Annotated in this window: 26 protein-coding genes, 1 tRNA gene and 3 pseudogenes; 5 read left to right on the top strand and 25 right to left on the bottom strand. The window is 64.6% G+C overall.

Annotation, left to right across the window (positions count from 1 at the left end; genetic code table 11):
• Positions 1-48 precede the first annotated feature (48 nt).
• Positions 49-1,643, bottom strand: a pseudogene (locus P1N55_RS13580) (methyl-accepting chemotaxis protein).
• A 432-nt stretch (positions 1,644-2,075) separates the two neighbouring features.
• Between P1N55_RS13580 and P1N55_RS13570 the strand changes: the two are divergent.
• The gene (locus P1N55_RS13570) at positions 2,076-2,447 is read left to right on the top strand and encodes a UPF0175 family protein (protein WP_276278734.1); all 372 of its coding nucleotides are present in this window, start codon (positions 2,076-2,078) and stop codon (positions 2,445-2,447) included.
• Positions 2,444-2,953 carry a twitching motility protein PilT gene (locus P1N55_RS13565; RefSeq protein WP_276276072.1) on the top strand — a complete coding sequence of 170 codons (510 nt, stop codon included), beginning with the start codon at positions 2,444-2,446 and terminating at the stop codon, positions 2,951-2,953. Before P1N55_RS13570 ends, P1N55_RS13565 begins: the two co-directional genes overlap by 4 nt.
• A 152-nt stretch (positions 2,954-3,105) precedes the next feature.
• Here the strand turns inward: P1N55_RS13565 and P1N55_RS13560 are convergent.
• The 4 genes and pseudogenes from P1N55_RS13560 to gnd form a co-directional block, all read right to left on the bottom strand.
• A tRNA-Arg gene (locus tag P1N55_RS13560) sits at positions 3,106-3,178 on the bottom strand.
• A gap of 37 nt (positions 3,179-3,215) precedes the next feature.
• Positions 3,216-4,517 carry an RNA-guided endonuclease InsQ/TnpB family protein gene (locus P1N55_RS13555; RefSeq protein ID WP_276276071.1) on the bottom strand — a complete coding sequence of 434 codons (1,302 nt, stop codon included), beginning with the start codon at positions 4,515-4,517 and terminating at the stop codon, positions 3,216-3,218.
• 156 nt (positions 4,518-4,673) lie between these two features.
• Positions 4,674-5,255: pseudogene (locus tag P1N55_RS13550) on the bottom strand (2Fe-2S iron-sulfur cluster-binding protein); the annotation flags it as partial.
• A gap of 295 nt (positions 5,256-5,550) precedes the next feature.
• Positions 5,551-6,447, bottom strand: coding sequence for a phosphogluconate dehydrogenase (NAD(+)-dependent, decarboxylating) (gene gnd, locus P1N55_RS13545; protein WP_276276070.1), 897 nt, complete (start codon positions 6,445-6,447; stop codon positions 5,551-5,553).
• 107 nt (positions 6,448-6,554) lie between these two features.
• On the opposite strand from gnd, the gene P1N55_RS13540 reads away from it, so the two are divergent.
• The gene (locus P1N55_RS13540) at positions 6,555-6,929 is read left to right on the top strand and encodes an SHOCT domain-containing protein (RefSeq protein ID WP_276276069.1); all 375 of its coding nucleotides are present in this window, start codon (positions 6,555-6,557) and stop codon (positions 6,927-6,929) included.
• The gene (locus tag P1N55_RS13535; protein ID WP_276276068.1) at positions 6,920-7,540 is read left to right on the top strand and encodes a DUF4188 domain-containing protein; all 621 of its coding nucleotides are present in this window, start codon (positions 6,920-6,922) and stop codon (positions 7,538-7,540) included. The genes P1N55_RS13540 and P1N55_RS13535 overlap by 10 nt, the downstream gene beginning before the upstream one ends.
• A 6-nt stretch (positions 7,541-7,546) precedes the next feature.
• On the opposite strand, the gene P1N55_RS13530 is transcribed toward P1N55_RS13535, so the two are convergent.
• Both P1N55_RS13530 and P1N55_RS13525 read right to left on the bottom strand, forming a co-directional pair.
• Positions 7,547-7,906 carry a TetR family transcriptional regulator C-terminal domain-containing protein gene (locus P1N55_RS13530; RefSeq protein WP_276276067.1) on the bottom strand — a complete coding sequence of 120 codons (360 nt, stop codon included), beginning with the start codon at positions 7,904-7,906 and terminating at the stop codon, positions 7,547-7,549.
• On the bottom strand, positions 7,852-8,184 hold the full coding sequence (locus tag P1N55_RS13525; RefSeq protein ID WP_276276066.1) for a TetR/AcrR family transcriptional regulator: 333 nt from the start codon (positions 8,182-8,184) through the stop codon (positions 7,852-7,854). Before P1N55_RS13525 ends, P1N55_RS13530 begins: the two co-directional genes overlap by 55 nt.
• Positions 8,185-8,268: 84 nt before the next feature.
• Here P1N55_RS13525 and P1N55_RS13520 point away from each other — a divergent pair, with 84 nt between their 5' ends.
• Complete coding sequence (locus P1N55_RS13520) at positions 8,269-9,351, top strand: aminopeptidase (RefSeq protein WP_276276065.1); 1,083 nt, start codon at positions 8,269-8,271, stop codon at positions 9,349-9,351.
• Between the two features lie 64 nt (positions 9,352-9,415).
• Here P1N55_RS13520 and P1N55_RS13515 read toward each other — a convergent pair whose 3' ends face one another.
• From P1N55_RS13515 to P1N55_RS13430, 18 genes and pseudogenes are all read right to left on the bottom strand, one after another.
• Positions 9,416-9,649, bottom strand: a complete 234-nt coding sequence (locus P1N55_RS13515; protein ID WP_276276064.1) for a hypothetical protein — start codon at positions 9,647-9,649, stop codon at positions 9,416-9,418.
• 107 nt (positions 9,650-9,756) lie between these two features.
• Complete coding sequence (gene flaJ / locus P1N55_RS13510) at positions 9,757-11,505, bottom strand: archaellar assembly protein FlaJ (RefSeq protein WP_276276063.1); 1,749 nt, start codon at positions 11,503-11,505, stop codon at positions 9,757-9,759.
• A gap of 2 nt (positions 11,506-11,507) precedes the next feature.
• The gene (locus tag P1N55_RS13505) at positions 11,508-13,181 is read right to left on the bottom strand and encodes a type II/IV secretion system ATPase subunit (protein ID WP_276276062.1); all 1,674 of its coding nucleotides are present in this window, start codon (positions 13,179-13,181) and stop codon (positions 11,508-11,510) included.
• A 14-nt stretch (positions 13,182-13,195) separates the two neighbouring features.
• Positions 13,196-13,957: an ATPase domain-containing protein gene (locus P1N55_RS13500; protein ID WP_276276061.1), complete on the bottom strand. Its 762-nt coding sequence runs from the start codon at positions 13,955-13,957 to the stop codon at positions 13,196-13,198.
• Positions 13,954-14,407, bottom strand: a pseudogene (locus P1N55_RS13495) (flagellar protein G). The gene P1N55_RS13500 and the pseudogene P1N55_RS13495 overlap by 4 nt, the downstream one beginning before the upstream one ends.
• Position 14,408: 1 nt before the next feature.
• Positions 14,409-14,843 carry a flagellin gene (locus P1N55_RS13490; RefSeq protein WP_276276060.1) on the bottom strand — a complete coding sequence of 145 codons (435 nt, stop codon included), beginning with the start codon at positions 14,841-14,843 and terminating at the stop codon, positions 14,409-14,411.
• Positions 14,827-16,455 (bottom strand): FlaD/FlaE family flagellar protein, encoded by a 1,629-nt coding sequence (locus tag P1N55_RS13485; protein ID WP_276276059.1) that lies wholly within the window; start codon positions 16,453-16,455, stop codon positions 14,827-14,829. The genes P1N55_RS13490 and P1N55_RS13485 overlap by 17 nt, the downstream gene beginning before the upstream one ends.
• 249 nt (positions 16,456-16,704) lie before the next feature.
• On the bottom strand, positions 16,705-17,229 hold the full coding sequence (locus P1N55_RS13480) for a chemotaxis protein CheD (RefSeq protein ID WP_276276058.1): 525 nt from the start codon (positions 17,227-17,229) through the stop codon (positions 16,705-16,707).
• The gene (locus P1N55_RS13475) at positions 17,229-18,446 is read right to left on the bottom strand and encodes a chemotaxis protein CheC (protein ID WP_276276057.1); all 1,218 of its coding nucleotides are present in this window, start codon (positions 18,444-18,446) and stop codon (positions 17,229-17,231) included. Before P1N55_RS13475 ends, P1N55_RS13480 begins: the two co-directional genes overlap by 1 nt.
• The gene (cheY, locus tag P1N55_RS13470) at positions 18,447-18,806 is read right to left on the bottom strand and encodes a chemotaxis protein CheY (protein WP_276276056.1); all 360 of its coding nucleotides are present in this window, start codon (positions 18,804-18,806) and stop codon (positions 18,447-18,449) included. It lies immediately after the preceding gene.
• Between the two features lie 104 nt (positions 18,807-18,910).
• Positions 18,911-20,905: a hypothetical protein gene (locus P1N55_RS13465; RefSeq protein ID WP_276276055.1), complete on the bottom strand. Its 1,995-nt coding sequence runs from the start codon at positions 20,903-20,905 to the stop codon at positions 18,911-18,913.
• Positions 20,905-21,381, bottom strand: coding sequence for a hypothetical protein (locus P1N55_RS13460; protein ID WP_276276054.1), 477 nt, complete (start codon positions 21,379-21,381; stop codon positions 20,905-20,907). Before P1N55_RS13460 ends, P1N55_RS13465 begins: the two co-directional genes overlap by 1 nt.
• A 42-nt stretch (positions 21,382-21,423) precedes the next feature.
• Complete coding sequence (locus tag P1N55_RS13455; RefSeq protein ID WP_276276053.1) at positions 21,424-21,993, bottom strand: DUF7500 family protein; 570 nt, start codon at positions 21,991-21,993, stop codon at positions 21,424-21,426.
• A 76-nt stretch (positions 21,994-22,069) separates the two neighbouring features.
• Positions 22,070-22,708 carry an archaellin/type IV pilin N-terminal domain-containing protein gene (locus P1N55_RS13450; RefSeq protein ID WP_276276052.1) on the bottom strand — a complete coding sequence of 213 codons (639 nt, stop codon included), beginning with the start codon at positions 22,706-22,708 and terminating at the stop codon, positions 22,070-22,072.
• 264 nt (positions 22,709-22,972) lie between these two features.
• Positions 22,973-23,254, bottom strand: a complete 282-nt coding sequence (locus tag P1N55_RS13445) for a DUF7521 family protein (protein WP_276276051.1) — start codon at positions 23,252-23,254, stop codon at positions 22,973-22,975.
• A gap of 119 nt (positions 23,255-23,373) precedes the next feature.
• Positions 23,374-23,709, bottom strand: coding sequence for an ArsR/SmtB family transcription factor (locus P1N55_RS13440; protein WP_276276050.1), 336 nt, complete (start codon positions 23,707-23,709; stop codon positions 23,374-23,376).
• A 175-nt stretch (positions 23,710-23,884) separates the two neighbouring features.
• A complete protein-coding gene (locus P1N55_RS13435) occupies positions 23,885-24,610 on the bottom strand; it encodes an RAD55 family ATPase (protein ID WP_346429977.1) in 726 nt (241 codons plus the stop codon).
• Between the two features lie 105 nt (positions 24,611-24,715).
• Complete coding sequence (locus P1N55_RS13430; RefSeq protein WP_276276049.1) at positions 24,716-25,150, bottom strand: chemotaxis protein CheW; 435 nt, start codon at positions 25,148-25,150, stop codon at positions 24,716-24,718.
• Between the last annotated feature and the right edge of the window lie 38 nt (positions 25,151-25,188).

The raw sequence follows: 25,188 nt of genomic DNA, 5'->3' as shown, positions 1-25,188 counted from the left end.
TCGAATTGTCGTTCGACGCCGGCGCCAAGACCGGCTGTTCCGGGCTGGTCACGTGGTGTCGGACGAATCGTCGCGCAGGCGCCGCACGTGGGCCTCCAGTTCACCGATGGCCTCGGTCTGGTCGTCGGTCGCCGCCACGATGTTGTCGGCGGCCTCCTCGGTGTCGGCCGCGTGTTCCCGGGCCTGTTCCAGCGTCGAAGTCAGTTCCTCGACCGTCGCCGCCTGGTCGTCGGTCGCGCGCGAGACGTCGCTGATGCCGTCGGCCGCCTCGTCGATAGCTTCGGCGATATCATCGAAGGCCGTCAGCACGTCGTCGATCTGATCGCTGGCGTTCGCTATCTGCTCGTGGGACTGCTCGGCCGCGTCGACGGTCGAGTCGGTCTGGGCCTGCAGTCGGTCGATCTTCTCTGTGATCTGTTCGGTGTGCTCGCGGGTCTCGTCGGCGAGGGTCTTGACCTCGTCGGCGACGACGGCGAAGCCGTCGCCGTCCTTGCCCGCGCGGGCCGCCTCGATGTTGGCGTTCAGCGCGAGCATGTTGGTCTGTTCGGCCACCTGGGAGATGACCTCGACGACGTCTTCGATGTCGTCCATCCGCTCGCCGAGGTCGGCGACCGAGGTGACGAGCTCCTCGCCGATGTCGGTGACCTCGTCGGTCGCCGCGTGAGCGTCCTCGGAGGCGTCCAGGCCCTCGTTGGCTGCCTCGCGGGCCGTCCGCGCCGCCGAGTCGACCTCCTCGGCGGTGGCGGCGACCTCCTCCATGTTCGCCGAGAAGGAGTGCATCTCGTCGACGCTCTCGACCAGCAGGGCGTTCTGTTCGTCGACGTTGCGGGCGATGTCGTCGGCGGCGGTGACGGCCCGCTCGACCGAGTTGCCGAGGTGGCTCGCCTGCTCGTCGACACGGACCACGATGTCCTGGAGGTCCGCGGCCATCTGGTTGACGTCGTCGACGACCCCCAGCAGCTGCGAGTCGACGGCGCCCTTCGCGTCAAAGGAGGCGCGGGCGTCGAGGTCCCCAGCCATCAGCGCCCGGAGCGTCCCCGACACCTCGTCGACCAGCGCCTCGGTCGCCTCCTGGCGCTTGCGCTCCTCGGTCAGGTCCTGGACCATCTCGACGGCCCCCTGTAATGTTCCGTCCTCGTACAGCGGCATCACGGTCACCCGCGCGTAGTGCTCGACGTTCCCGCTGTGGTCGGCGACGCGGTCCTCCTTGACATAGAGATTCCGAGCCGGATCCTCCACCGTCAGCCCGTAGACTTCGTCTGCGGTCTGTGGGGCCGCGAGCACCTGCTCGATCATCGTCTCCTCGTTCGTCTCGTAGAGGAGCATCCCGACGTCGGTCCGGTCGAGCGCGTCCGCGGCGTCGATGCCCGTTAGTCCGCCATGCCGTGGTTCCAGGCCTGGATCCGTCCCTCGGTGTCGATGACGAACGCGGCCTGTGCGAGGCCGTCGAACAGGACCTGCTCGTCGACCGCGAACGCGTCGGTCGTCTCCGCCTCGTCCGTACTGTCGTCGGGCACCGACGGGTCCGCAGGCGCAGCGTCGGAACCCGACACGTCGGTCACCGTACCACCGTCGGAGCGGACGGCCTGGCTGTCGTCGTCTCGCAGCCACGAGCGCACGCTCGCAAGCGGGTTCAGACCCACGTGCCACCACCGGCCCGGTGTCCGAGGGCGACGCGACGCACCACGCCGCTCTCACAGCAACAACAGTCACGCACACGCGATACCCCTCGGGCCGTCCCTGGCACCGCCCCAGCCGCGTCGGTCAGTGGGGCGTCGAACCCCCCCGAGACGTCCCGAGACGCCACGAGGAGCAGCTCTCTAGTGTCGACCATACGTATGTACGTACCGGGCATATAATATGAGAGTACCCTTACTAAGTTGGTATACGTCTGGACGTACCCGGTATCTGAGCCGGACTGCCACTCGTCCCGCAGCGAGGAACTCCGACGACGTGACAAGTGGACGGGCGGCGAGGGCGTTCGATGGGCGAACGAATCCCACTAGAACGACTCTATAATCGGCGCAGCGACAGCATGGTTCATAAATAGTATGAAGGCGAATATTGACTCAACTATGGGACGGATCACTGGCTCCTATCCGGACGACCTCGATCTGCTCATCGAGGGGGCGGTCGAAGCTGGCGTCTTCGGCGGGAAGAGCGATGCACTCAGGGAGTTCGTTCGGGAGTACTTCGACGACCACGAGAACGAACGGATCGCAGCGGCGATTGCGCTCTACGAGCGCGAGCGAATTACGCTCGGAGATGCAGCCCGACTCGCCGACGTCGATCGGTGGACGATGCGTGACCTCCTTCGGGAACACGGCGTCGAATTACGCATCGGCCTCGCAGACGATGACGATGCCGAGTATGAGAGAGAGGCCGCACGGGAACTCGACTTTAGCGACGAGGAGACGGGTGACGACGGGGAATCAGCGTCGGAATGACAGGCAACGCTGTTCCGTCGAACCCCAGTGTTCTGAACACGACCGTCCTCTCGAATTTCGCCTATATCGACCGAACCGATCTCGTCGCCGCTCTTTCCAACGTCTGTACTGTGCCGGTCGTCCGCGAGGAACTGGCGCATGGCGTCGACGAGCATCCGGATCTCCAGTCAGCACTCGACGTACTCGACGACGGAATCCCAGTCGTCGAAATCTCAGACACCGTTTCGAACCGTGAGGCTGTCGTGCGTTCCCACCTGGATCCGGGTGAAGCACAGGCATTCGCTGTCGCGGACGCACACGATGGACGATTACTGACGGACGACGGTGATGCCCGTTCGTTTGCCAAAGATCAAGGGGTTACCGTCGTCGGGTCGGTCGGCGTCCTCTTGGCCGCGATCGATGCGGGGCGGGTGGACGAATCGACCGCCGACGAGTGGCTCTCGACGTGGGTCGACGAGATCGGGTACTACGTGCCGTATCGGAATATCGAGGACTATCGGAAGTAAGCGAGGAACCCCGACGACGGAAACGGGCGGCGAGGGATTTGAACCCCAGTCGTTCCCGTTCACTCGCTTCGCTCGCTCACCTCCCACTCCTTGCTTCGAATCCTCGCTGCCGGTTCACTCACCGCATCGCTTCCGCTCTGCGATTCGTTGTACGGGCGGCGAGGGATTTGAACCCCCGACCATCTGGTCCGGAACCAGGCGTTCTGTCCGCTGAACTAGCCGCCCACGGGAGCGAATATTCGAGTCGGCCTCTTAACGGTTGTCAGTTACCCACGACTGAAGTCGTAGGCTTGTCAGTGGACTCCCCTTCTACCGTCGAATTGACGGAGGCATGGTGATCGCCGTTCAGGGTCAGCGTCCCTGACTTGAGCGCACACTGACAGGGTGCGCCTCCACCCGAAGACTTCTGCCCCGAGCGGAGACGTTTGATGAGTTTGCGAGCGATGTTCTTGCTCGCGTTGTAGTCCGCGTTCAGTTCGTACTCACACTTCTGACACACGAACTGGTGTTTCGACTGCCTGTTGTTCTCGTGCGTGAATCCACACGAGGAACACCGCTGAGACGTGTACGAAGGACTTACCTGCTCAACCTCGATACCGACCATCTCGGCTTTGTATTCGACGTACTGGTAGAGGCGTCGGAACGCCCATGTGTGGAATCGCTTTGCACCACCCATCCGCTTGCGAATGTCGGTCAGATTCTCGAACGCGATGTGCGTACAGTCGTGGTCGCGAGCCTCGTCGAGAACCTGGTTTGAGGCGCGGTGCAATTCGTTTTGCATCCAGCGGTGTTCGCGGTCTTTCATCGACTTGATCGACAAGTGCGCCGACCGCGTGCCTGCTGCTTGCATCGAGCCGCGAGTTCTCTCAAACTCTCGGCGTCGGTGGTTCATCTCGTCGGCGTTCCCAATGAACGCCCCCGTCGAAGTCACGGCGAGCGAACCGTCCACGTTCAGGTCAACGCCAAGGACTGTTCTGTGCTTGGCGTCTTCAGAAGTAGTCGTGGACGGCTCTTGTCCGCGTTCAGTTCGGCGCATCCGCGCGTGGAGGTAAAACGACTCCGTCGAGCGGTCGTACTGCAACGTAGACATACGGAACTCGTAGTCCTCGTTCAGCAGGTACTCACCAATCGGTGTCCCCTCGACGTCGCCGGGGACCACGTAGTCGCACTCAACACGACCGTTCACCGTTGAGAGCGATACGCGGTCGCGGTAGAACGTCGCAGAGCGTTTGTCGTAGATGACGCTCCACGCATCGAAGTGCGGTTGACTGGTGTTGTCGCCTTTCTTGAGTCGGGCGACACCGCTTTTCGTGGCCTCGATAGCGCGTCGAATCCCCTTCTGTACGAGGTTCGCAGTCAACTCCGTTTCGTTGCGGAGTTGATCGTAGAGGGCGGTCTCGGCCTTCTGTTTCGAGGTTATGCAGTAGTCGTTCGGGTGCCTCCACGCCCACTCTGAGGTGGTGTTCGCGCAGTGGAGGAACTGGTCTTTGGTCTGATGGAGGTCGTCGCACCGCTCGTCGGGTACGTCGAGTTTGATTTTGACAGTGCGAAGTGCGTCCCCCATCCGTGTTTCACATTTTAGTCTACGTTTTTATATATGCCACGACTATCGTTGGGGAGTTCGCCTGCGATCACTCGTGGATTGCGTTGGGCCTTGTCGGATTCCTCCCACGGCTGAAGCCGTGGGCTTCCTCCTTGCACATCTGTGAACCCGGGAGTCAGGGGACTCGCCGGTCTCGATGGTGAAGTCCGCGACGGGGTAGGCGACGCAGGTCAGGCAGTAGCCGTCCTCCATGTCGTCCTCGAACAGCGACTCGTTCTGGCTGTGGCGGATGTAGTCCTCGGCCGGGCCGTCCTCGATGTGGCCGGCACAGGAGATACACTGGCCCTGGCGGCAGGCGTAGGGGAGGTCCCAGCCCTCGTCCTCGCCGGCGTCCAGAATCGTCTCGTTGTTCGCGACCTCGATGGTCTCGCCCTCCTTCGCGAACTCGATGTCGTAGTACTCGACCTCGTCGTCGGCGATGGAGTCGGGGTCGAAGCCGGCTTCCTCCTCGGCCTCCTCGCCTTCTTCGAGTTCGCCCTCGGCCTCGCCGGCCGGAATCGCACCGGCAGGCGCGCCGCCGCCGATAGAGCGGTTGTAGGGTTCAGGGAAGTCCGTCTCGGGTACCGTCGCGGCCCGCTGTTCGAGCACCTGCTGGGAGATGTCCTCCGGTGCCTCCCACCCGGTCCCCTTCGCGTAGTGAAGCGCCACTACGACGAGGGTGAGCGTGGCCCCGGCGGCGATGCCTACCAGTTCAACCATATGCGCGGCTATGGAGTACTGGGTTAACTAACCTTTGGATTCCTCGCGGCCGCAGGCTGGCGGTTTGCCGGGTCGAAGCCCCTCGCTCGTCTGTTCGAGGAGCGGTCCCTCCGGTTCCGCTGGTCACCGTTCGGGTTCGAGGGCTCTCACTTCGGCCGGGCCCTCGCTACGCTCCACGGCTCGCTCCGCTCGTCGTTCCGGTTCGAGACTCCTCGCTTCGCTCGGGCTCTCGCTGCTCGCGGGTCGTTCCTCCCCGCTCGCTTTCGAGGGGCGCTCCCTTCGGTCCCGCCCCTCGCTACCGCCTCGGGACCTCGTGCCGACCGAAGCCGTAGCGCAGGCGATTGGCCAGCCGCCGCGAAAACCGCCCGTCGTCGGCACGGGATCCGAAGCGTTCGGCCAGCGCCTGGTAGATGAGCGGCACCGGCACCTCCTGTTCGAGGGCCTCCTGGACTGTCCAGGTGCCCGTCGAGCCGCCCTCGACGCGGTCGGCCACGTCGCCGAGGTCGGTGCCTTCCTCGCGGAACGCCTCCTCGCAGAGTTCCAGCAGCCACGAGCGGATGACCGCGCCGTTGTTCCAGGTCCGCGAGACGGCCTCCAGGTCGAGGTCGTAGCGGCCCTCGGCCAGCAGTTCGAACCCCTCGCCGTAGGCCTGCATCAGCGCGTACTCGACGCCGTTGTGGACCATCTTCACGTAGTGGCCCGACCCGGCCGGCCCCATCCGGTCGTGGCCGTCGGGGCCGGTGGCGACGGCGTCGAAGACCGGTGTGAGTTCCTCGTAGGCCCACTGTGGCCCCCCGACCATCAGCGAGAAGCCCAGTTCCGCGCCGGCGGGGCCGCCGGAAGTCCCGCAGTCCAGGTAGGCGGCGTCGGTCGACTCGGCGCGACGGACCGAGTCCTCGAAGTAGGAGTTGCCGCCGTCGACGACGACGTCCTCGCTATCGACGAGTCCGTCGAGTTCGTCCAGCGCCGCGTCGACCGGGTCGCCCGCGGGAACCATCAGCCAGATGCGTTTCTCCGACCCGAGTTTGTCGGCCACGTCGGCGATGGAGTCCGCTGGGGTCGCGCCGGCGCCGGCGGCGTCCGCGACGGCTTCCTCGTCGATGTCGAAGACGACCACGTCGTGGCCCGCGTCGAGGACTCTGTCGACGACGATGCGGCCCATGCGTCCCAGTCCGATGACGCCAAGTTCCATACTCGCAGGTCAGCGACCGGGCAGGTAGGGGTTGCGGTTCGGCAGACGTATTGCTGAGTGAGTGCTTACTCAGTAGTTTTATGATGTCTGACATAGAAGGGGAAGGTATGTTCCCGACCACACTGACCCGATGTGAGTCGACGGCGGACGAACGACAGACGGGCCCCACGACCCGGCGAGCGGTCGCCGCAACCGCCGGTGTCGTCTCGCTGGGCACCCTGCTTCTGGGCATTGGCGGCCTGGGACTCGGGGTCGACTGGGCGTGGATCGCCTTCCCCGTCGGCTACGGCGGCGTCCTCCCGCTGGCGATCGCGCTGGCACGGACGCGAGCGAGCGGGGCGAGTGACACCGACGGTGGGGGCAAGGACCCGCTGGCGACGCTTCGCGACCGGTACGCCCGGGGCGAGATCGGCGACGAGGAGTTCGAGCGCCGCCTCGAACGGCTCCTGGAGAGCGAGCCCGACGAGGGCGGATGGGACTGAGCGACTGGCTGGGTCGGCTCGTCGCCAGCGTTCGGGGCCCGGACCAGCGAGGCGGGACGGCCGAGCGCGATACCGCCGCGGCTGGCACGGACGACGACGAAGTGGTCCGTCACCAGCGCGTCCACGCCGACCGCGACGGAGACTTCGTCGTCTTCCACATCGGGATGCGCGTCAACGCACTCTGGAAGGTCCACCGGTGGCTCCCGATCGCGCTGGTCGCGCCCCGCATGGTCCGGGACCTCGAGGCCGACCCGGACTCGGGCCTGCTGGGCAGTCGCACGGTCGTGGGCCCCGGCCTCCGGAACGTCGGCTTCGTCCAGTACTGGCGGTCCTTCGAGGCCCTGCGAGCCTACGCCCGTGACAGCGATCGGCTACACGTAGAGGCCTGGCGCGAGTATACTCAGGGCCCGGCGAACACCGAGGGCGCGGTCGGCATCTGGCACGAGACGTACCTCGTCACCGAGGGCACCTACGAGACGGTCTACAACAACATGCCGCCGTTCGGCCTCGCCGCGAGCGACGGCGCCGACGTCGCGCCGGCGACGGGACGCCACGAGACGGCCACTGGTCGGGTGAGCGAGCGGGCCGACGAGGACCCGCCTGCCCCCTGAGCCTCCTCAGAGCGTCCACTCAGGCGGCGCCTCGACGCCCTCGGCCAGGACGGTCGTCCCGACGTAGTCGAACAGGCGGTCCCGGACCATCACCTCGACGTCGGCCATCCCCAGCGCCATGACCGCGCCGGCGGTGCCGTCGGCGGTCATCAACAGGTACGCGGCGGTCGACTCGGGGTCGACGTCCCGGAAGACGCCGGCGTCGATGCCGTCCTCGATGATGGCCGCGAGGTCGTCGACGACCCGCCGCTCGTAGGCCGTCAAGCGCTCGTGGAACCGCTCGTTGTGCGGGGCATGGGAGAGCAGTTCCATCATCGCGACGTTGATGCCCCGATCGACGTCGTCGCTGCTGTCCCCGAGCAACACGTCACAGGCCTCGTAGAGCCGGGTGACCGGGTCGGCGTCCTCGGCCCCGCCACCTGGTTCGAGAGGCGGTCGACCGCCCACTCGAGGAAGGCCACGATGAGGTCCTCCTTGGTGTCGTAGTGGTAGAAGAAGAACGCCTCGCTCTTCTCGGACTCGGCGGCGACCCGCTTGGTCGTCAGCCCGGCGTAGCCGTGAGCGGCCAGCGCCCGCATCACCGACTGGACGACTTCCTCGCGGGCCGCGTCGGGGACGGTCGACTCCTCGCGCTCGTCGCTCATACTCGACTAGGAACGGCCCGCCTACGTGAAGATTCGCCTTCGGACGACCACGAGGGTTTTGCCCTCGCCGACCCACCACGGGACATGGACGACCGAGTTCACGACCACGCGCGCACGTTGGTCGAGTGGAGCGCACGCATCGAGGCCGGCGACGACGTCGTCGTGCAGGTCGGCGAGGGGGCCCACGACCTCGCGGTGGCCGTCGCCGAACAGCTCGGCGAGAAGCGAGCGAACCTCGTGGCGACGTACAGTTCCGACGAGATCACCCGGGCGTACCTGCGGGCGTTCGACGGCGAGTTCGAGACCGATCCCGCCTGCGAACGCACACTGTACGAGCAGGCCGACAGCGTCCTCGTCCTCTCGGGGTCGGCCAACACGGCCGGAACGGCCGACGTCCCGAGCGAGACCCGCCAGGCGTACGCCACGGCTCGAACGGGAATCCGCGAGGCGCGACTCGAGACGGACTGGGTCTCGACCCAGCACCCGACGCGAGCGATGGCCCAGCAGGCCGGGATGGCCCACGCGGCCTACGAGGACTTCGTCTACGACGCGACGCTCCGGGACTGGGCGGCGCTCGCCGAGGAGCAGGCCCGACTGAAGGACATCCTCGACGCGGGCGAGACGGTCCGCATCGTCGGCGAGGGAACGGACCTCACGCTCGACATCACGGACCGTATCGCGGTCAACTCCGCCGCCAGCGTCGCCTACGACTCCCACAACCTCCCCTCGGGAGAGGTGTTCACCGCGCCCGCCGACGCTGCGGGCGTGGTCACCTTCGACGTGCCGATGACCATCCAGGGCCGGCGAATCCGGGACGCGAAACTGACACTCAAAGACGGCGTCGTCGTCGACTGGGCGGCAGAACAGGGGCTGGACGTCCTCACGGAGGTCATCGAGACCGACGGCGGGTCCCGACAGTTTGGCGAACTCGGCATCGGGATGAACCGCGGCGTCGACCGGGTCACGGACAACATCCTCTTCGACGAGAAGATGGGCGGTACCGTCCACCTCGCGCTCGGCCGGTCCTACGACGCCTGTCTCCCCGACGGCGAGATGGGGGTCGAGAGCGCCGTCCACGAGGACCTCATCACGACGATGGGCGAGGGGTCACGACTCGAGGTCGACGGCGAGGTCGTCCAGGAAGACGGCACGTTCGCCTGGGAGTGAGTCGGGAGCCAGCAGCGTTGGACCGAGGACCCCGTGGCCTCCCGGTTGGCGTCGGCAGGCCCGGTCAGTCCTCGGACAGAGGGGTGACGGTGCGGTCGGACCGGTCGCTGGCCTTGACGGCGGCGGTGTAAGCCCGTTCCGTCTCCATGAGCGCCCCGATGACCTGGTCCGCGAACTCCTGGTCGCGTTCCAGGTCGAGTCCCTCCAGCACGATCGAGAGCTGTTCGTAGGCCTCTGCCAGGTGGGCCTCGTGCGCTCCGGTCGACCGACCGTCCCAGTCGGATGAGTCCGCGGCCATAGTTCCACGTCGGCCCACAGACGTGTTAGTAAAACAGCCATTAACGCGGGCAAGAAGTGTCGACCGTCGGGGTACCGACGCCGGCGCAGTCCCCACCAGCTCGCCGGTCAGATCTGCAGGAACTGCGTCACCAGCCACTTCGTGAAGGTCCCGGTGAGCGCGCCGATCCACGAGAGGATCACGAAGTGCATGTAGGTGTTGGCCTTGTGCCCGCCGTCGACGGTCCGGACCATCAGGGCAGAGAGCATCGCCGAGAACATGATGATGATGATGAGCAGGAACTCGATGAGCGGGATGTTGTAGACGCCGGTGTTGATGAGCGAGTTGACGTCGAGGCGACTGCCCGCGTTCAGGTCCAGGGACATCTGGGCCAGGATGTTGACGACCTGCAGGCCGATGAAGAAGGCGAACGTCGAGGCCGCGGTGATACCATAGAGGAGGCCGACGAGGGTCGTCGTCGCCTGCTTGCGCTGCTGGCGCAACTGCAGCACCTCGTTCATGTTCGCGGCGATGAGCTCGCCCAGTTGCTTTGGCGACCCACCCATCTCCCGGCCGATGAGGTACATCTCCGAGAACGTCTGGATGAGATACGAGCGGCAGTCGGCCGTGAAGTACCGCCAGGCCGCCGACGGTTCGATGCGCATGTTCAGGCGCTTGTAGAGGTTGTTGATGTTCTCGGTCAGCGGACCGAAGTCCTTCTTGCGCAGCGTCCGCAGGACCATCCCCGTGGTCGACTGCTTGGCCCCCTCGGTGGCCCCGAGCGCGCGGATGAAGCTCGGGAACTCGTTGTCCCGCCCCTTGATACGCTGTTCCTCCTGCCGGAAGACGATGCCCGGGTACAGCATGGGCGTGATGGGGACGACGGCGTAGAAGGGCAGCGGGACCGAATCGAGCATGAACAAGACGTCGTTGAGCGTTATCGGGGTCACGCCCAGCAGGCTCCCGAGGACGAAGACGACGAGCAGCACCGACAGGCCCACGCCGACGTACATCGATCGGTCGAGGCGCTCCTCGACGGGCGAGGGGTACTCCTCGGGGTGGTACCACACCGGGTCGTAGGGCGCCATCGAGCGGATGGCGAGGAAGAAGCCCGACTGGACGAAGATGAACATCACGATGACGGCACTGACGGTCATCGTCGGGTTCGTCCCGGTCAGCACGGGCAGAACCACCGCGAACACCAAAGCGAACGTCATCGACAGAATCATCGACAGGTAGAGGTCCTTCATCACCTCGAGGCTGTCGAGCGAGCTCTCGTAGACCGTCGAGTAGTGCTGGATGATCTGGTCTTGCTCCGAGAGGAGGTAGTCCTCCAGGGACTGGCCGGCCCCGAGCGTGTAGGCCAGGCGGTCCAGGAAATCGGAGAAGGCGTCGCTTGGCACCTCCTTGGCCCGGCGGCGGCAGGCGTCGTCGAGGCTCTGGTTCCAGGTGTCGACCAGCTGGACGATGCGGTGCATCTCCAGGGCGAGTTCGCCGTACTCGTCCTCCCGGGCGAGGGTGCGGAACACCTCCATACGGTCGATCTTCGTCGTCGCCAGCACCGTCATGTGGGTGATGAGCAGGTGAAAGCGGTTGTTGAGCTCGCGCTTGCGCTGGGAGAGCAGAATCTTCGGGTAGAAGATAGCCGAGACCATCGCGAGAAAGCCCAGAAGGGGGATTGGTGCCTTGATGGCCAGCGGGAGGTCGAGCGCGAGCGCGGCGACCGCAGACAGGAGGAAGAAGGCGACAGAGGGCCCGAGGATGAAAAGGAGGTACCGCTCTATCGGAATCGTCATCTGCCGGTAGGACTCGGCCAGACCCTCGACCGTCTCGCTTATCGTCAGGTCCAGTCCGTTCTCCGCCTCTCCCTGAGCCATCGTCACTCGGGCCGTGCGATGTTGAACGGGATGCCCTCGATGCCGTCGCGCTGGAAGTCGGAGATGAAGTCGTTGACCTCGTGATAGCCCAGGATGCCCTCCTGGATGGCGCGTTCGATCAGGTTCGCGCGGAACTGCAGGTCGTCGTAGATGTCACGCGTGTCCTCGTAGCCAAGCAGCGTCGCGATCTGCTCTTCCAGCACGTAGGAGTTGTTCATCCCCTGGAAGACGATCTCGTCCTCGACGGGGTCCCAGTTGAACGCCTGGCGGGTGACGACCCCGTCCATCTCCTTGGAGTAGCCCTCGATCTCCTGGACGCTGGTGACCCGGCGCAGGACCTGGTCGCCCTGCTTGACCCGATTCTGGAACAGCGCCACGTCGGCGACGTCCATGAACGTCTCTGGGACGTTGATGGGTTCGCCGGTAAAGCGCTGGATCATCGAGACGATGTCGCTGGCGTGGAAGGTCAGCATCACCGGGTGGCCGGTCTGGGCGGCCTGGAAGGCCATCCGCCCCTCCTCGCCACGGACCTCGCCGACGATGATGTAGTCGGGCCGGGAGCGCAGCGCCGCCGCGACCAGGTCGAACATGTCGATGCTGGTGCCCTCGTCTTCGCCCTCTCGAGTCAGGAGTTGCTGCCAGGTGTTGTGCGGGGGCAGCACCTCGGCGGTGTCCTCCGCGGTGTAGATCTTCGAGTCGTCGGGGATGAAGGAGGTGATGGCGTTCAGCGTCGTCGTCTTCCCGGACGCCGTCTCCCCGACGACGAAGACGGTCTGTTCGTTCTCCAGACAGAGCCAGAGGTACGCCGCCAGTTCCGGCGAGAGCGTCGCCCACTTCGTGATCTGGAAGATGGAGAGGGGGATCTCGTCGCCCTGCCGGATGGTCAGCGAGGGGCCCTTGACGCTCACGTCGTCGGAGTAGATGAGGTTCAGGCGCGACCCGTCGGGCAGCGTCGAGTCGACGATCGGGTCCGAGTCCGAGACGGGGTCGCCGATGCGCTCGCCCATGTTGCGCAGCCACTGGTCGAAGGCCTCCTCGCTCTCCCACTCGACGGTCGTCTCTAACATGCCGTAGACGCCGTGGTCGACGTGGCACTCGCTGCGGCCGATGACGTGGATGTCCTCGTTGGCCGGGTCTCGCATGACCGGTTCCAGCGGGCCCAGGCCGACGATGTCCCGGTTGAGGCGATAGAGGATGTTCTCGTAGGTTTCCTGGGTCACCTCGACGGCGCTGACGTTGGTGAGATTCGACAGCCGCGTGAGCACGCCGCTGTCTCCGTCCTCGTCGCGGATGGTCGTGGTCTCCTGTAAGAGTTCCTCGATGCGGTCGTCGTACTCCGCTTCGCTCTCCGGAGCGGGCTTGTTGACGCTCTTCTGGAGGAGGCGATTGCGGACCTTGTCGAAGACCGCGCCCTCCTCCTCGTCGAGTTCCGGTTCGATGGCGTAATATTTCATGTCCTGGCCGACGTCGCCGTAGATGTGACAGAAGATGGGGCCCCCGACCGGGTAGAGGACGTTGGGTCGGTCGGACTCGTACTCGTCGTCGGCCTCGTCGATGAGCATGGGAAACTCCCCGGTGATCTGCTTGAACTTCTTGAGGTGGTCCCGCAGGTGCGGGCGCCGCGCGGCCATCTGTCGCAGTTCGTCCGAGGGTTTCGCACGTCCGTGGTCTGTCATAGCTTAGGTCACCTCTAAGCAACGCTCCGCGATTCGATGACGATCCCAGTCCCCGACCGCACCGAGAAGCCGATGGTGTCGCCGACCTGTTCGCCCATCCCGGCGAACCGCAGGACGTTGATCTGGCGGCGGACGTCGTTGCCCACCTCGATCATCTCCAGTTCGATGAAGACGTCAGCGATAGCCCGGAACGGGCCGATAGCCTCCTCGTCCAGCGTCGAGGGGTCGACCGTCAGCATGATGCACTTGCCCTGGGAGATGACGTCCCTGAAAAAGGAGATGATCTCCAGGGCGGCCTGGCGCTCGTCGTTCTGGCGGACCAGTGCCTCGAACTTGGGGTCGTTCCGCAGGATGGCGTCGAACGTGTCGATGACGACCACGTCGCTGTTCCACATCACCTCCGCCTCCATCAGCCGCCGTAGCAACTCCTTGCGCTCTTCCTCCTGGTCGCCCCCCGAGAAGGTGTTGGAGTCACCGATGTCGGCGTGTAAGAAGAGGACCTGCTCGTCTAAGATGTGGTTGACCATGTCGTAGGACAGCGAGTGCATCTGGTCTAAGAAACTCCCGACGGTCAGCTCCGTCGAGAGGTAGGTCACCTCGTGGCCCTCCTCGCAGAGGCCGTAGGTGAACCGCTGGCTCATCGCCGACTTCCCGGCCCCGTAGTCGCCCTCGACGAGGATGATGCTGCCCGGGGGGATACCCCCGCCCAGCTCCTTGTTCAGCCTGTCGTGGTCGTCCAGTCCCAGCGAGAACAGGTCGGTGCTCGCGAGGCTCATCGGTTGAACTCGAACACCTCCTCGTCGCCGTTGACGATGATCTTGACGCGGTGGTCGCCGGTCGAGAGTCCGGGCACGGAGATCTCGACGCGTACCACGTCACCGGGGTTCCACGTGTTACCCCCGCTGGGCTCCAACGTCACCTCGTAGGCGGTCACAAAGGCTCCGTTGACGAAGATGTCCATCTGGCCGGGGACCGGCGCCAACCGCTCGGAACCGGTGTTCTTGAGGTGGAGGGTGATATTCTCCGTGCCGGTGTCGTATATCGCATCGCTCCCGGCGTCGGAGATGATCTCGACGTCGGTTCGGACGTCGCTGCTGACGTCGAGTCCCTGTTCGGACAGCGCGTTGCTCAGCTGGCCGACGCTGTCGGTGAACACCCGCGACGCTGGCGGCGATCATCATCGAGGCGATGAAGATGATGAGATGGGAGGCGGAGACGCTCGCCATCTCAGGGCACCTCCTCCGTCGCTTCGATGCCGGGGCCGGTGACGAGTTTCACGCGGGCCGGCTTCGAGGTCAGTCCGGTCACGGTGATTTCGAGGGTCTGCTGGGCGAGCCACAGGTCCGTCGTGGTATCGCCGTCGACGGCCGTCCCGTAGCCCGACTGGTACTCGTTGTCCACGAGGACGTCGACGTCGCTGACCGCGAGTTCGGTCGAGCCCGTGTTCTCGACAGTGATCGTCAGGGAGTCGCCAGTCGAATCGTAGGTCACGTCGATCACTGTTATCGCGGTGTTTTGTTGTTCCAGGAGCGAGTCGCGCTGATCGTCGCGGGCGTCCGAAATCTGTTCGAGGCTGTTTGCCGAGGCCGAGTAGAACATCCCGAACCCGATGAACGCGGCGACGAAGATGATAGCCGCCGAGCCGCTAACGCTGAAGCCCATCGGAACCACCTCCGCCCACCAGTTTCGAGAGCGCGACGGCCTCAGGGCCGCTGTCCTCGTCGAGTTGCGAGATGTAACGGAGGCTCTCGGTGTGGTGGTCGATGGTGAGTCCGCCGCCGGTGTCGTCGACGTCGTCGAACCCGCGGAGGTAGTCTCTGAGCTGGTCGGCGACGGACTCGTCGATCCATCCGATCGTCTCGTAGTACTCGAGCGCCCGGGCCGTCTCGCGGTAGCCCGTCTGCCCCACCAGGTACTCCAGCCACTCGACGATTATCAGGTCGGCGGCAAAGCCCTCCGGCATCGACGCCAGATAGGGCTTGCCCTCGCCGGCGTCGGCCGACGCGTCGGTCGTGGTCTCCGTCTCGGTGGCCGCCGGCGTCGGGTCCGGTTCCGGTTCCGGCTCCGGTTCCGGCTCGGGCGTCGGGTCCTGGGCCGCAGTGGTCGACGTCGATTCGGAATCGGCCGAGGCCGCCGGGTCGGGGTCGGGGTCGGAGTCGGTGGTCGACGCCGTGTCGGCCTCGTCGTCGGATTCGTCGTCCTCGATGACCTCGTCGAAGAGGTCGTCGTCCTCGAGACCGCCGGTGTCCTCCTCGAACGCCGCCTCGTCGCCCTCCTCGAGCAAATCGCCGTCATCGTCACCCTCCTCGAGCAGGTCGTCGTCGGCCGTCTCGTCGAGGTCGTCACCGCCGTCATCTGCCCAGTCGGCCTCGCCCGACTCGTACTCGTCTTTCAGTTCGGCGAAGGACTTGCCGCCGTCGCTGTCGCCACCGTCGTCGTCCATGCTCATGCCATCGTCCATGCTCATGTCGTCGTCCTCCAGTCCGTCGTCGAAGTCGCCCTCGAAGTCCTCGTCGAACGACCCGCCGTCGTCCTCGAATCCGCCACCGCCGTCGTCGTCCGGGAACACGTCGTCGACGTTCCCGTCGTCCATCGACATCGAACCGCCGGCGTCCTCCGAGAGGTCCTCGTCGAAAAAGCCCTCGGCGTCGGCGTTGGCCACGTCCTCGTCTAAGTCGTCGCCGTCGTCCTCGCCGTCGTCCTCGAACAGGCCGAAAGAGCCGCCATCACCGCCACCCATGCCGCCGCCCATGCCGGCGTCGACGTCGTCGGCGAAGGGGTTGACGCCGCGGGTGACCATCTCGTAGATGTCGAGCAGTTTCCTGACGTTCTCCTCGACCTCCTCGACGGACTCGGAGATACTCTCGTTTTCCGTCCGCACCGTGTTGACCGTCGAGGAGAGCGAGCCGACCTCGTTTTCCAGTTCGTCCAAGCGGTGTTCCAGTTCGTCGGTGTCCGGGCCGGTGGCGTCCTCCATGTCGCCGAACTCGTCGTCGCCGAACCCGCCCATCCCGTCGTCGTCATCGAGGCCACCGAGGCCGCCGAGGTCGTCGCCACCGCCCTCTTCGGCCATCAGGCCGCCACCGTCTGCCATCCCACCGCTGTCGTCGTCCGCGTCCTCGTCGCTCTCGTCGCCGGACATGATCGAATCGAACATGTTCTTGATGCTCATCCCGACGAGTCCACCCGAGAGCAACACGAAGAGCGCGGGTGCGAGTGCAACCACCTCCGCGGGGAGGGTCGCGAGCGTCGGCACGAGAGCGAGACTACTCATCGTCTGTAACGATGTCCACAAACACCCTTGAATGTTCCCTCTAGCGTATCACAGTTGATAACAAACGGTAGTTTTCGGCCAAATATACCTTAATTTTATTTCTGAGGAGTGGATTCTCCTGCCCGGGAATAATTCCAGATAATTAGCACAGTAATTTGCGTCAGACGCCCGCGTGTCCGGCAGACTTCCGACTGCCGTCCGTCTGACGCGCCACCGGCACGGGGCCACTCGGCGTGCGACGGCCTGCCGTCACAGCGTGGTCGATTCGGTGTTGGCGCTTTTGACCACCAGGTCGCCAGTCCCCGCGTCGAGTTTGAGCGATCGACCGTGGTCGCCCCCGACGTCCTCGCCGACGAGCGGGATGTCGAACTCCTCGAGGGTCGCCCTGACCTGTTTGGCGTTGCGAGCGCCGATAGAGGAGCCGCTCTCGGAGAAATCGAGCATGTCGCTCCCGCCCGCCATCTTCGCGCGCATCGACGCCCTGCTGGCGCCGGCGTCCTCGAGGGCCTCGACCAGCGCCTCGACGCCGGTGTCGGCGAACTTCGCCCGGTTGCCGTCGTCGATGTCTTCCGCCGTCGGCAGCATCACGTGGACGAGCCCCGCGGCTCCCGACACGTCGTCGTAGATGCCGACGCCGATACACGACCCCAGGCCGCTGGTCGTCAGGACGGCGTCGTCGGTGGTCGTCTTGTACTCGGCGATGCCGACCTTGATGCGTTCGGGTTCGGTCCCCTGGTCGTCGTCGGTCGACTGTGTCCCGTCGTAGACCTTCATTATTCGAATATTTGCTCGACGTCCGCGTCGGTCTCGTCGGCCCGCTCGACGTCTAAGTCCTCCAGCGCCCGCCGCAGCTCCTGCTCGTTTGGCAGCGCGTGGATCTCGGCCTCGAACTCGATGTCGTCGGTCTTCATCCGCGAGTCGATGATGAAGGCGTGTTCCTGGTGCTGGCCGACCTGTGCCGCCAGCGGGTCCATGATTGACCGGCCCATGTCGTGGACCAGTCGCGGCGGGGAGTGGTCGACCGACGTCTGCAGGACGTTCGCCCACCCGTCGACGAAGCCGCTGGTCATGATGTTCCCGAGCTCCTCGATTGCCGACTCGTGCTGGTCGGTCAGTTCGTCGCCGTCCATCTCGATGGGCATCATCGCCTCGGCGACGTTGATGGCCGACACCTCGTCGAACAGCACCAGCAGGTAGCCACTCGGCACGCCGGTGAACTCGACGACGGTCCCGACGTAGGTGTCGGTGCCGATCTGCTTTGGCACGTCGGTGATGGGCGCGAAGCTGATCTGGCTCACCTCGGCCTCGGTGGGGATGCCCGTCATCATCTCGACGTTGTCGGCGGCCTTCTGGGTCCCGCTCGTCGTCATCTCGTTGAACGTGTGCAGCTTGTCGATGGGGATGGCGTCGCCCTCGGTGTCGGCGTGTTCGGTCATCACCTCCGCGAAGGCCTCGTACTCCGGGAGCATGTAGATGTAGAAGTTGACCGACTCGCCGACCCACTCGATCTCGGACTTGAACACGAACACCTGCTCGTGGTCGTCCGGGTGCCGGGTCTCGGGGAGTACCTCCCTGCCGCTCTTCTCGATGTAGGTCGGCGGCGAGTGTTCGATGGCGGCCTCCAGGTAGTCGGCCCACCCGTCGATGAAGCCGCTCATCATGATGTTGCCGACCTCCTCGACCCCGCTTCGGGCCATCGCCTCGTCGTCGCTCCCGCCCGGAATCAGCGCATCGACCATCGTGTCCGCGGAGTCGGTGTCGAAGGCCAGCACCGTGTCGCCCTCGAGCACTCCCTCGAAGTCGAACTGGACGCCGACGAAGTCCTGGCCGACCAGCGCCTCGCCGACGTCCTCGCGGTCGACGAGCGTTATCTTGGTCACGTCGACGGAGGCATCGATACCCGTCATCTGGGCCATCGACTGCGTCGCCTGCTGTGCACCCTCGTGAGCCAGCTGGTTGAAGGTACCCAGCGACTGGATGTCGACGTTCATCTATGAGGGGACGACGTCTTCGATAGCCTCGATGACACTCGGTTTCTGGAACGGTTTGGTGATGTACCCGTCTGCCCCCGCCTTGACGGCCTCTTTCATCTTCTCCTCCTGGCCGACGCTGGTACACATGATGACGTTGGCGTCGGGGTTCGCCGACTTGATCTCGTCGGTCGCTTCGATGCCGTCCCGGATGGGCATCACGATGTCCATCATCACCAGGTCCGGCGTCTCTTCTTTGTACACCTCGACGGCTTCCACGCCGTTTTCCACTTCCCCCACGATAGTGTGGTCCTCCTCGAGAATCTCTCGGAGCAGGTTACGCATAAACTCTGAGTCGTCGGCTATCAGTACGTCGGGCATGACCTATCGGTCCGAAGTACCCGGATTAGATAGATAAAACTGACCCGTAAATTATCGTGCGTGATACCGCAGACGGCAACGGAATCGTCGCACCGAGCGACGCCTCAGAGCGACGGGAGCGAGCCAGCGAGCACCCGGACGAGGTCGAATGCGTACGTCCCGTAGCGGAAGTACACCAGCGCCGCGAGCAGGACGTATGCGGTCGTAAATCCGGCGGGCAGTCCCAGGCCGACGGCCGTCACCCGGGCCGAGACGCGGTCCGGAACCACTGTCCGACCGACGACGGCGCTACCCGCGAGTGTCGCGGTCACGAGGTTGGCCAGCGCGTGGTACTGGACCGCCTCGCCAACCGCCAGATCGAGGGTGAGAATCCCGCCGAGGACGACCAACAGGCCGAGCGCGACCGAACAGAGGTACGACCCCGCCAGCCAGCGTGGGGTACGGGTCGCCGCGTCGCGGACCGCCGGGAGCCGGACGACGCCGTAGACCGCCAGCGGGACGACCGGGTGGAGGTACCGCACCGTGAGCATGCTGTGGAGCGGGAGCCGGGAGAGGTAGATGACGGTCATGACGACGGCCAGCGCCCCGACGAGCAGGTCGGTCTGTCGGGCCGGCGAGAGGCGTCGGTGGGAGACGCTACCGGGATGCACTCCCGTGGCCGCTCGTGCGTCGGCCACCAGTCGGCGTGCCCGACCGAGAAGGAGGACAGGGAACGCGACGAGTGCGCCGAGCAGCGGCATCGCCTCGAGGAGCGCGAGCTCGATTGTCTCGAAGTCGTTGACGCGGTAGTTCAGGCTCTGGATGTTCCCGCTCCGGACGAAGATCGCGGTCAGCCGGTCGGGGTCGTCGAGCACCCGGGTGCCCTCGACGACGGCACCCACGGTAAACCGCGAGATCGTATCGAACTTCGAGAGGGCCGCGGCTGTGGCACCGAGGACCGGCGCCAGTAAGGGTGGTCCTCCTTCCGTCTCACCGTCGTTCGCGGGCCCACCGCTGTCTTCACCGGCGGCATCGCTCCCGCCATCGGCCCCCGAGGAGTTGTCGGGGACGAACTCGACCTCTCCGCCGCCGACGTTCGGCAACAGCCGGGGCGGTTCGGCCGGGTTCCCCGAGATCGCGTAGTTCGTCGCCAGCATCGGCGTCGAGGCGGCGAGCAGCGCGAGCCCCACGACGAGCAACTGGCGCGGGCTGTTCGACCGCGCGGTCAGCACGTCGACGACACCCAGCGTCGCCACGAGAAAGAATGCCTCGAACGCGTGGGTCCACGTCACGAAGCCGGCGAGCGCGTAGGCCCCGGCACGTGCCCTGAGGGCCGCCCGTCCGTCGGCCCGGTGGCGACTCACCGAGAACGCGTAGACCGTCGCGAGCGCCAGCATCGCGACGAACGTGTGTCGCTTCGGGAGCGTCGCCCAGAACCCCACTGGCGTCGCCAGGCCGAGCGCCACGCCGCCAGCCAGACCGACCCGGCGGCCGTGCAACAGCGTGAACAGGCGGTAACAGACCAGTCCGGCCGTCGCCGCGGCGACCAGCGTCGAGAGCTGATAGGCAGCAAGCACCAGCTGGTCCCGCGGGAGGTCGGTCGCCGTGAGGAGGGTCCCGACGAAGAGGACGGCGACGGCGAGACTGCCGACGGTCAGCGTGCGGTCACGGTCGAACGCGGGCAACCGACTCGTCTGGTCGACCAACAGCAGGCCGAGCCCGGACCACAGCCCTGCGAGGAGTAACCGGGCGTCCACGACCACCGAGCCCCCCTCGAGCAACCACACGAACGGCACAGCGACCGCGAGTTGCCCGTAGTTGCGCCCGTAGAGCAACCCGTCGACCCTGTGGAGGCCCGGCTGTGACCCGAGCGTCAGCGAGTAGCGGATCTCGGTCACGGCGAGGCTCCCCTGCGAGAGAGCCACGAGCGTGTTGGCCGTCGCGTAGGTGTCGGTGATGAACACCCCGATACGCCACGTCGCGCCGAGCGTAAAGAGGAGCGCCAGCCAGAGGACCAGGCCGTACCGGTCGCCAAACAGCCAGCGGCCGCCGGCGCGGGCTCGGACACGGATCGTCTCCCTGTCGAGGACGGCAGCGGAACGCGACTTGGGCGCCGACATCAGGTTTCCACCTCGACGGTGACGTTCTCCCGGTAGACGGTCGTCGACTCGGTGAAACTCTGGACCCGGACGGTGAGTGTCGCGTCGTAGGATTCGTTAGCGAGACTCCCGCGCTCGAAGCCGCGGTCGTCCGGGTCCAGTCGCGTCGTCGACGTCGACGTGAGCACCGCTTGCTCGGTGAGCGACAGGTCGAGCGCCGGCACCGCGACGACGTAGACGAGTCGGGGGCGGCCCGAGACCGACTCGACGTCGACGACGGCCGCGGGGACACGGAGGTAGTCGACGTCGGTCCCGAACCGGCCGGCCGTGACGGCGAGTTCGCCGGTTTCGACGGTCACGTCGGAAACCGACGCCGTCCCGTCGCCGAAGTCGGTGGCCGGCGGCCCCGTCGCGTCGACGCCGACAAGCGGACCGGTGGCGACGAGTGACACTGCGATGACCACAGCGAGCAACAGATGCGGGTGCCCTCCGGCCATTACCCCACCAACGTCGACGCCCGGATTTAAACCTCCCGCCGCTCAGAGTTCGAGGCCGTCCTCGTCGTCGACGGCCGCCATGAGGTCCGCGACGGTGTCGTCCGGGCCGAGGTTCGTCGACTCGACGAGGTCCCGGATGGTCGAGGACGGATAGCGAACGGGGACGTTCGACTGCGAGAGGAGAATCCCCAGCACCTCCTCGACGGGCGTCGACCCGTCGAGTTGCCGGGCGTACCAGAGCAGCAGGCTCTCGAAGACCGTGACGATGTCGTTCGAGACGAGCTTTTGCTGGTCGACGCCGCCGTCGAACTTCGCCGTCACGTCGAAGCCGTAGCGGGCATTCGATTCGTCCATCTGGTCGGCGAGCCACTCGTGGACGTTCGCGTCAGTAAATTCCGGCGTCTCGGGCTCCGGTTGCGGTTCGGGGTCGGGTTCAGGATCCGGCGACGGCGTCGCTTGCGTGCCAGGCGAGTCCTCGGTCCTGACGTCCGAGGAGACGACGTACCGACTCTCGTCTAACTGGGTGACGTGTTCGTCGTCGGCGATGTCGAGCTCTTCAGGGGAGAGAATCTTGCCGTCTTCCGGGTTACCCTCGTCTGACCCCTGTGCCATGCTCATATGTGTGTGAACCAGGGGTATAATTCCGTCGCTGGTCGGGGTGCGAGAGAAATCGAAAGAGTGCGCCGAGTTACAGCGTGACGGCGGAGTTTCCAGACAGGGTCTCCGGAACCACGAGTCGAACTTCGGTCGTGCCACCGGACTGGGTGTTGATTCTGATCGTCATCGTGTTACCTTCTGCGAAGGATCCACTGGTGATACCAGAGGAGCTGGTGTCGATGTGAATCTGGGCCCGGTCGGCGGGGTCGTTCAGCACTGCAGAGCCCGGGCTCCCGGTGGTGATTGAGTCCCCACCGTCGTCCTGAACTTCGCTGACGTCGAATTCGGTACTACCGTCACTGTTCGAACCGAATCCATCACTGGTCACCTCTCCGAACGTTAGATCATTTGAGCCGGACGAGTGGACTGCCTGAAGGGTCGTGGACGAAAGGTCGATGTTGTTGGCGCCTGGTGCGCGCTTGACCGTTATCGTAACTTCGTTTATATTTGACCCTGAGACATCACCAACGGTATTCACAACGTCGAGTCGGTTCGTCACTTGGTCACTGCTCTGTTGTCCGGTCTCCTCGGCGCTGCTCTGCAGGAAGCCGGCCGTGTTGATCAGGACGCCCGCGGCGATCGCGGCGACAAGCACCATCGCGATGAACACGATGAGCGTGCCGATCCCGACCTGCCCGCGGTCGTCGTCGTTCGTGTGTTCCGTGAACATGGATATTCCGGGTCTGTCTGACCCTATCGGGACAATTTGAGTCGTCGGTAATAATACCTCCCCCCGAAATATCCGTACTGATAACGCGGTTTTCAGCCGTTGAAACGGGTATATTCCACCCAGAGAGTGTCTGAAACCGGGTTCGTTTCGATTGGAGATGTACGCACTCGATTCAGCGGTGAAATCGTCACTTGAATCGAAATCACGCGTGAAAACGATTTTCAGAGCGCGGTAGCCGGCCGTGTCTCCGCCTCGTACGCACGGTCACTCGTACGTGATGAGGCTGTACATCACGAACAGGTAGCCGAAGGTCGTGAGTCCGCTGTTGACCAGGAGAAGCGACTTGACGCCCTCGAAGTCGTTGATGAACGCGCTGATCATGGTGGCCGCTGCGCCCGCGACGGCGAGCGAGAAGCCGAGCGAGAGGTGGAGCATCGCCTCCCGTGATGTCTGGACGTACGCCCGCATCGCCATCCCGACCATCGTGAGGCCAGCGACGACGAACACCAGCGTCGTGATGGCGTAGAGAAGTTCGATTACCGGCATTACCCTGGGATACAGGAAGGCCGGTCTTAAATCCACGCACGAAAATATCTATCGTGATAACCGAAACAACATAGGTGATATCGGGAGAACCGACAGAGGAGAGCGGGTCGAGAAGGGACCTAGCCGTCGGAGAGCGTGCGCCAGGCCTCGTCGAGCTTGTTCGTCACTTCCGAACGTTCCTCGACGTTGACCGACAGTTCCTCCTCGAAGTCGACACAGACCTGGTCGACGTTCCGGCGGTAGACTTTGATTCGACGGCGGTCGTCCGAGAGGATGTTGTCGTGGAGTTCGAGCAGGTCGTGCTCGGTCAGTTCGTCGATGCGACGGTAGCAGGTCGCGATCGGGATACCGAGCTCGTCGCTCAGCTCTTGGGCCGACACCGGCTCGTCGGTCGCGTCGAGTATCTCGGCGCTGTATTTGTTCCCCAGAGTCTGGAGAATATCCGCTGAGGACATCGTTATCAAAACATGAATTTTTCCGATAATAAAACTATCGACGATGATAGCCGGCTGAAAACACCGCCATTGAGAGAGTCGCCGATTCAGTGCAATTCTCGGCCTAGAGGCCACGAGACGTCCATTTCACTATATAATAATGGAGATATGACCCTGATAATGTGGAAATAGCCCCTTATATCGGGGGATCGCCCTCACCCATCATCGAGAAGGCGCTAGCGCTTGGGTGGATCTGGATGCCGCCCCAGTCGATCTCCATCGGGAAGATGTCCGTCTCGATGTTCTGCTTGCGCATCTTCGCGACCCAGACGTACCGGTTCACGCCGGAGTCGGTCGGAGTCTGGATGAGGTAGATGTTCCCGTCGGTCAGGTAGTTCGCGAGGCCGATGTCGGTGTCCGGAAACCTCGATCCCTGTTCGTTGGTGATCAGGGAGGTCAGCCCGTTCTCCCGGAGGATGTCGGTGAACTTCAGGAGGTACGTGCGTTTTTCCATCTCGTCGTCGAAGAAGAGCTCGAACATGGCGAGCGAGTCGAGGACGAGCCGGTCGTACTGGTCGTCCTCCAGGTCGTCGAGGAGGAGATCGATCGACGAGGAGAAGTCGTTCTCGCGCAGGAGGACCTGCTTGTCGTACACCTTTATCTTCCCGTCGGCGACGTACTCCGGCCACTTGTCGAAGCCGAGCGACTCCGCGGCCTCCCGGAGGTCGGACGCGTTCTCCTCGAACGTGAGGTAGATGCCGCTCTCGCCGAACTCGTCGACCCCGTTGTAGATGTACTGGAGACAGAGAATCGACTTCCCGGCCCCTGGGTTCCCGCTGACAAGCGTCGTCGAGTTGGTCACGATACCGCCGTTCAGAATGTCGTCGAGTCCGTCGATGCCCGTCTGTGTGAGTTGAATCATTGGTTCGTTCGAATGGTGCAGTGGTGTGCGTGTTCGTCAGTGGTGACAAAAATCGTATCGACCCGGTGTGGAGCCCGAGCGACGAATCGGCCGACGCGTGGCGTCTCAGTCACGAGCGTGGACGACGGCCGGATCCACCCAGATGACGAAGTCGTCGTCGCGCTTGACGACCCCGCGGATGGACCCGGTGTCGTCACCCGGCGACCGGTCGACCTGTTCCGGATCGACCTGGACGACCTGGAACACCTCGTCGACCAGCCAGCCGACGGCGCTTTGCTCCTGGACGATGTCCGGATCGAAGACGATGATTCGACGGCCCTCGCCGTCGTCGTCGAGGCCGAAGACCGCCTTCGGGTCGACGATAGACGTCGTCCGGCCGCGCAGGTCCATCACGCCCTCGACGTACGACGGCGCGTTGGGGACCTTCGTCAACTCCCCGACGTCGACGATCTCGGTCACGTAGTCGATGCTCACGCTGTAGGTCTCGGTCCCGAGTTTGAATTCGAGGACCTGGCCGGTCGTGCCTGACTGTGCTGACATAGGTGCTCCGGGATACGTACCAGAACGTAGGGAAACAG

This window comes from Haloarcula regularis, from assembly GCF_029338315.1.
GTDB classification, from domain to species: Archaea; Halobacteriota; Halobacteria; order Halobacteriales; family Haloarculaceae; genus Haloarcula; species Haloarcula regularis.
The sequence above is the reverse complement of the archived record's forward strand: the minus strand, read 5'-3'. Positions and strand labels throughout refer to the sequence as shown.

Bases quoted from the DNA above. Each gene is read 5' to 3' on its own strand.
- P1N55_RS13570 (WP_276278734.1), top strand. From the start codon at position 2,076: ATGGGACGGATCACTGGCTCCTATCCGGACGACCTCGATCTGCTCATC.
- P1N55_RS13565 (WP_276276072.1), top strand. From the start codon at position 2,444: ATGACAGGCAACGCTGTTCCGTCGAACCCCAGTGTTCTGAACACGACC.
- P1N55_RS13555 (WP_276276071.1), bottom strand. From the start codon at position 4,517: ATGGGGGACGCACTTCGCACTGTCAAAATCAAACTCGACGTACCCGAC.
- gnd (WP_276276070.1), bottom strand. From the start codon at position 6,447: ATGGAACTTGGCGTCATCGGACTGGGACGCATGGGCCGCATCGTCGTC.
- P1N55_RS13540 (WP_276276069.1), top strand. From the start codon at position 6,555: ATGTTCCCGACCACACTGACCCGATGTGAGTCGACGGCGGACGAACGA.
- P1N55_RS13535 (WP_276276068.1), top strand. From the start codon at position 6,920: ATGGGACTGAGCGACTGGCTGGGTCGGCTCGTCGCCAGCGTTCGGGGC.
- P1N55_RS13525 (WP_276276066.1), bottom strand. From the start codon at position 8,184: ATGAGCGACGAGCGCGAGGAGTCGACCGTCCCCGACGCGGCCCGCGAG.
- P1N55_RS13520 (WP_276276065.1), top strand. From the start codon at position 8,269: ATGGACGACCGAGTTCACGACCACGCGCGCACGTTGGTCGAGTGGAGC.
- P1N55_RS13515 (WP_276276064.1), bottom strand. From the start codon at position 9,649: ATGGCCGCGGACTCATCCGACTGGGACGGTCGGTCGACCGGAGCGCAC.
- flaJ (WP_276276063.1), bottom strand. From the start codon at position 11,505: ATGGCTCAGGGAGAGGCGGAGAACGGACTGGACCTGACGATAAGCGAG.
- P1N55_RS13505 (WP_276276062.1), bottom strand. From the start codon at position 13,181: ATGACAGACCACGGACGTGCGAAACCCTCGGACGAACTGCGACAGATG.
- P1N55_RS13500 (WP_276276061.1), bottom strand. From the start codon at position 13,957: ATGAGCCTCGCGAGCACCGACCTGTTCTCGCTGGGACTGGACGACCAC.
- P1N55_RS13490 (WP_276276060.1), bottom strand. From the start codon at position 14,843: ATGGGCTTCAGCGTTAGCGGCTCGGCGGCTATCATCTTCGTCGCCGCG.
- P1N55_RS13485 (WP_276276059.1), bottom strand. From the start codon at position 16,455: ATGAGTAGTCTCGCTCTCGTGCCGACGCTCGCGACCCTCCCCGCGGAG.
- P1N55_RS13480 (WP_276276058.1), bottom strand. From the start codon at position 17,229: ATGAAGGTCTACGACGGGACACAGTCGACCGACGACGACCAGGGGACC.
- P1N55_RS13475 (WP_276276057.1), bottom strand. From the start codon at position 18,446: ATGAACGTCGACATCCAGTCGCTGGGTACCTTCAACCAGCTGGCTCAC.
- cheY (WP_276276056.1), bottom strand. From the start codon at position 18,806: ATGCCCGACGTACTGATAGCCGACGACTCAGAGTTTATGCGTAACCTG.
- P1N55_RS13465 (WP_276276055.1), bottom strand. From the start codon at position 20,905: ATGTCGGCGCCCAAGTCGCGTTCCGCTGCCGTCCTCGACAGGGAGACG.
- P1N55_RS13460 (WP_276276054.1), bottom strand. From the start codon at position 21,381: ATGGCCGGAGGGCACCCGCATCTGTTGCTCGCTGTGGTCATCGCAGTG.
- P1N55_RS13455 (WP_276276053.1), bottom strand. From the start codon at position 21,993: ATGGCACAGGGGTCAGACGAGGGTAACCCGGAAGACGGCAAGATTCTC.
- P1N55_RS13450 (WP_276276052.1), bottom strand. From the start codon at position 22,708: ATGTTCACGGAACACACGAACGACGACGACCGCGGGCAGGTCGGGATC.
- P1N55_RS13445 (WP_276276051.1), bottom strand. From the start codon at position 23,254: ATGCCGGTAATCGAACTTCTCTACGCCATCACGACGCTGGTGTTCGTC.
- P1N55_RS13440 (WP_276276050.1), bottom strand. From the start codon at position 23,709: ATGTCCTCAGCGGATATTCTCCAGACTCTGGGGAACAAATACAGCGCC.
- P1N55_RS13435 (WP_346429977.1), bottom strand. From the start codon at position 24,610: ATGATTCAACTCACACAGACGGGCATCGACGGACTCGACGACATTCTG.
- P1N55_RS13430 (WP_276276049.1), bottom strand. From the start codon at position 25,150: ATGTCAGCACAGTCAGGCACGACCGGCCAGGTCCTCGAATTCAAACTC.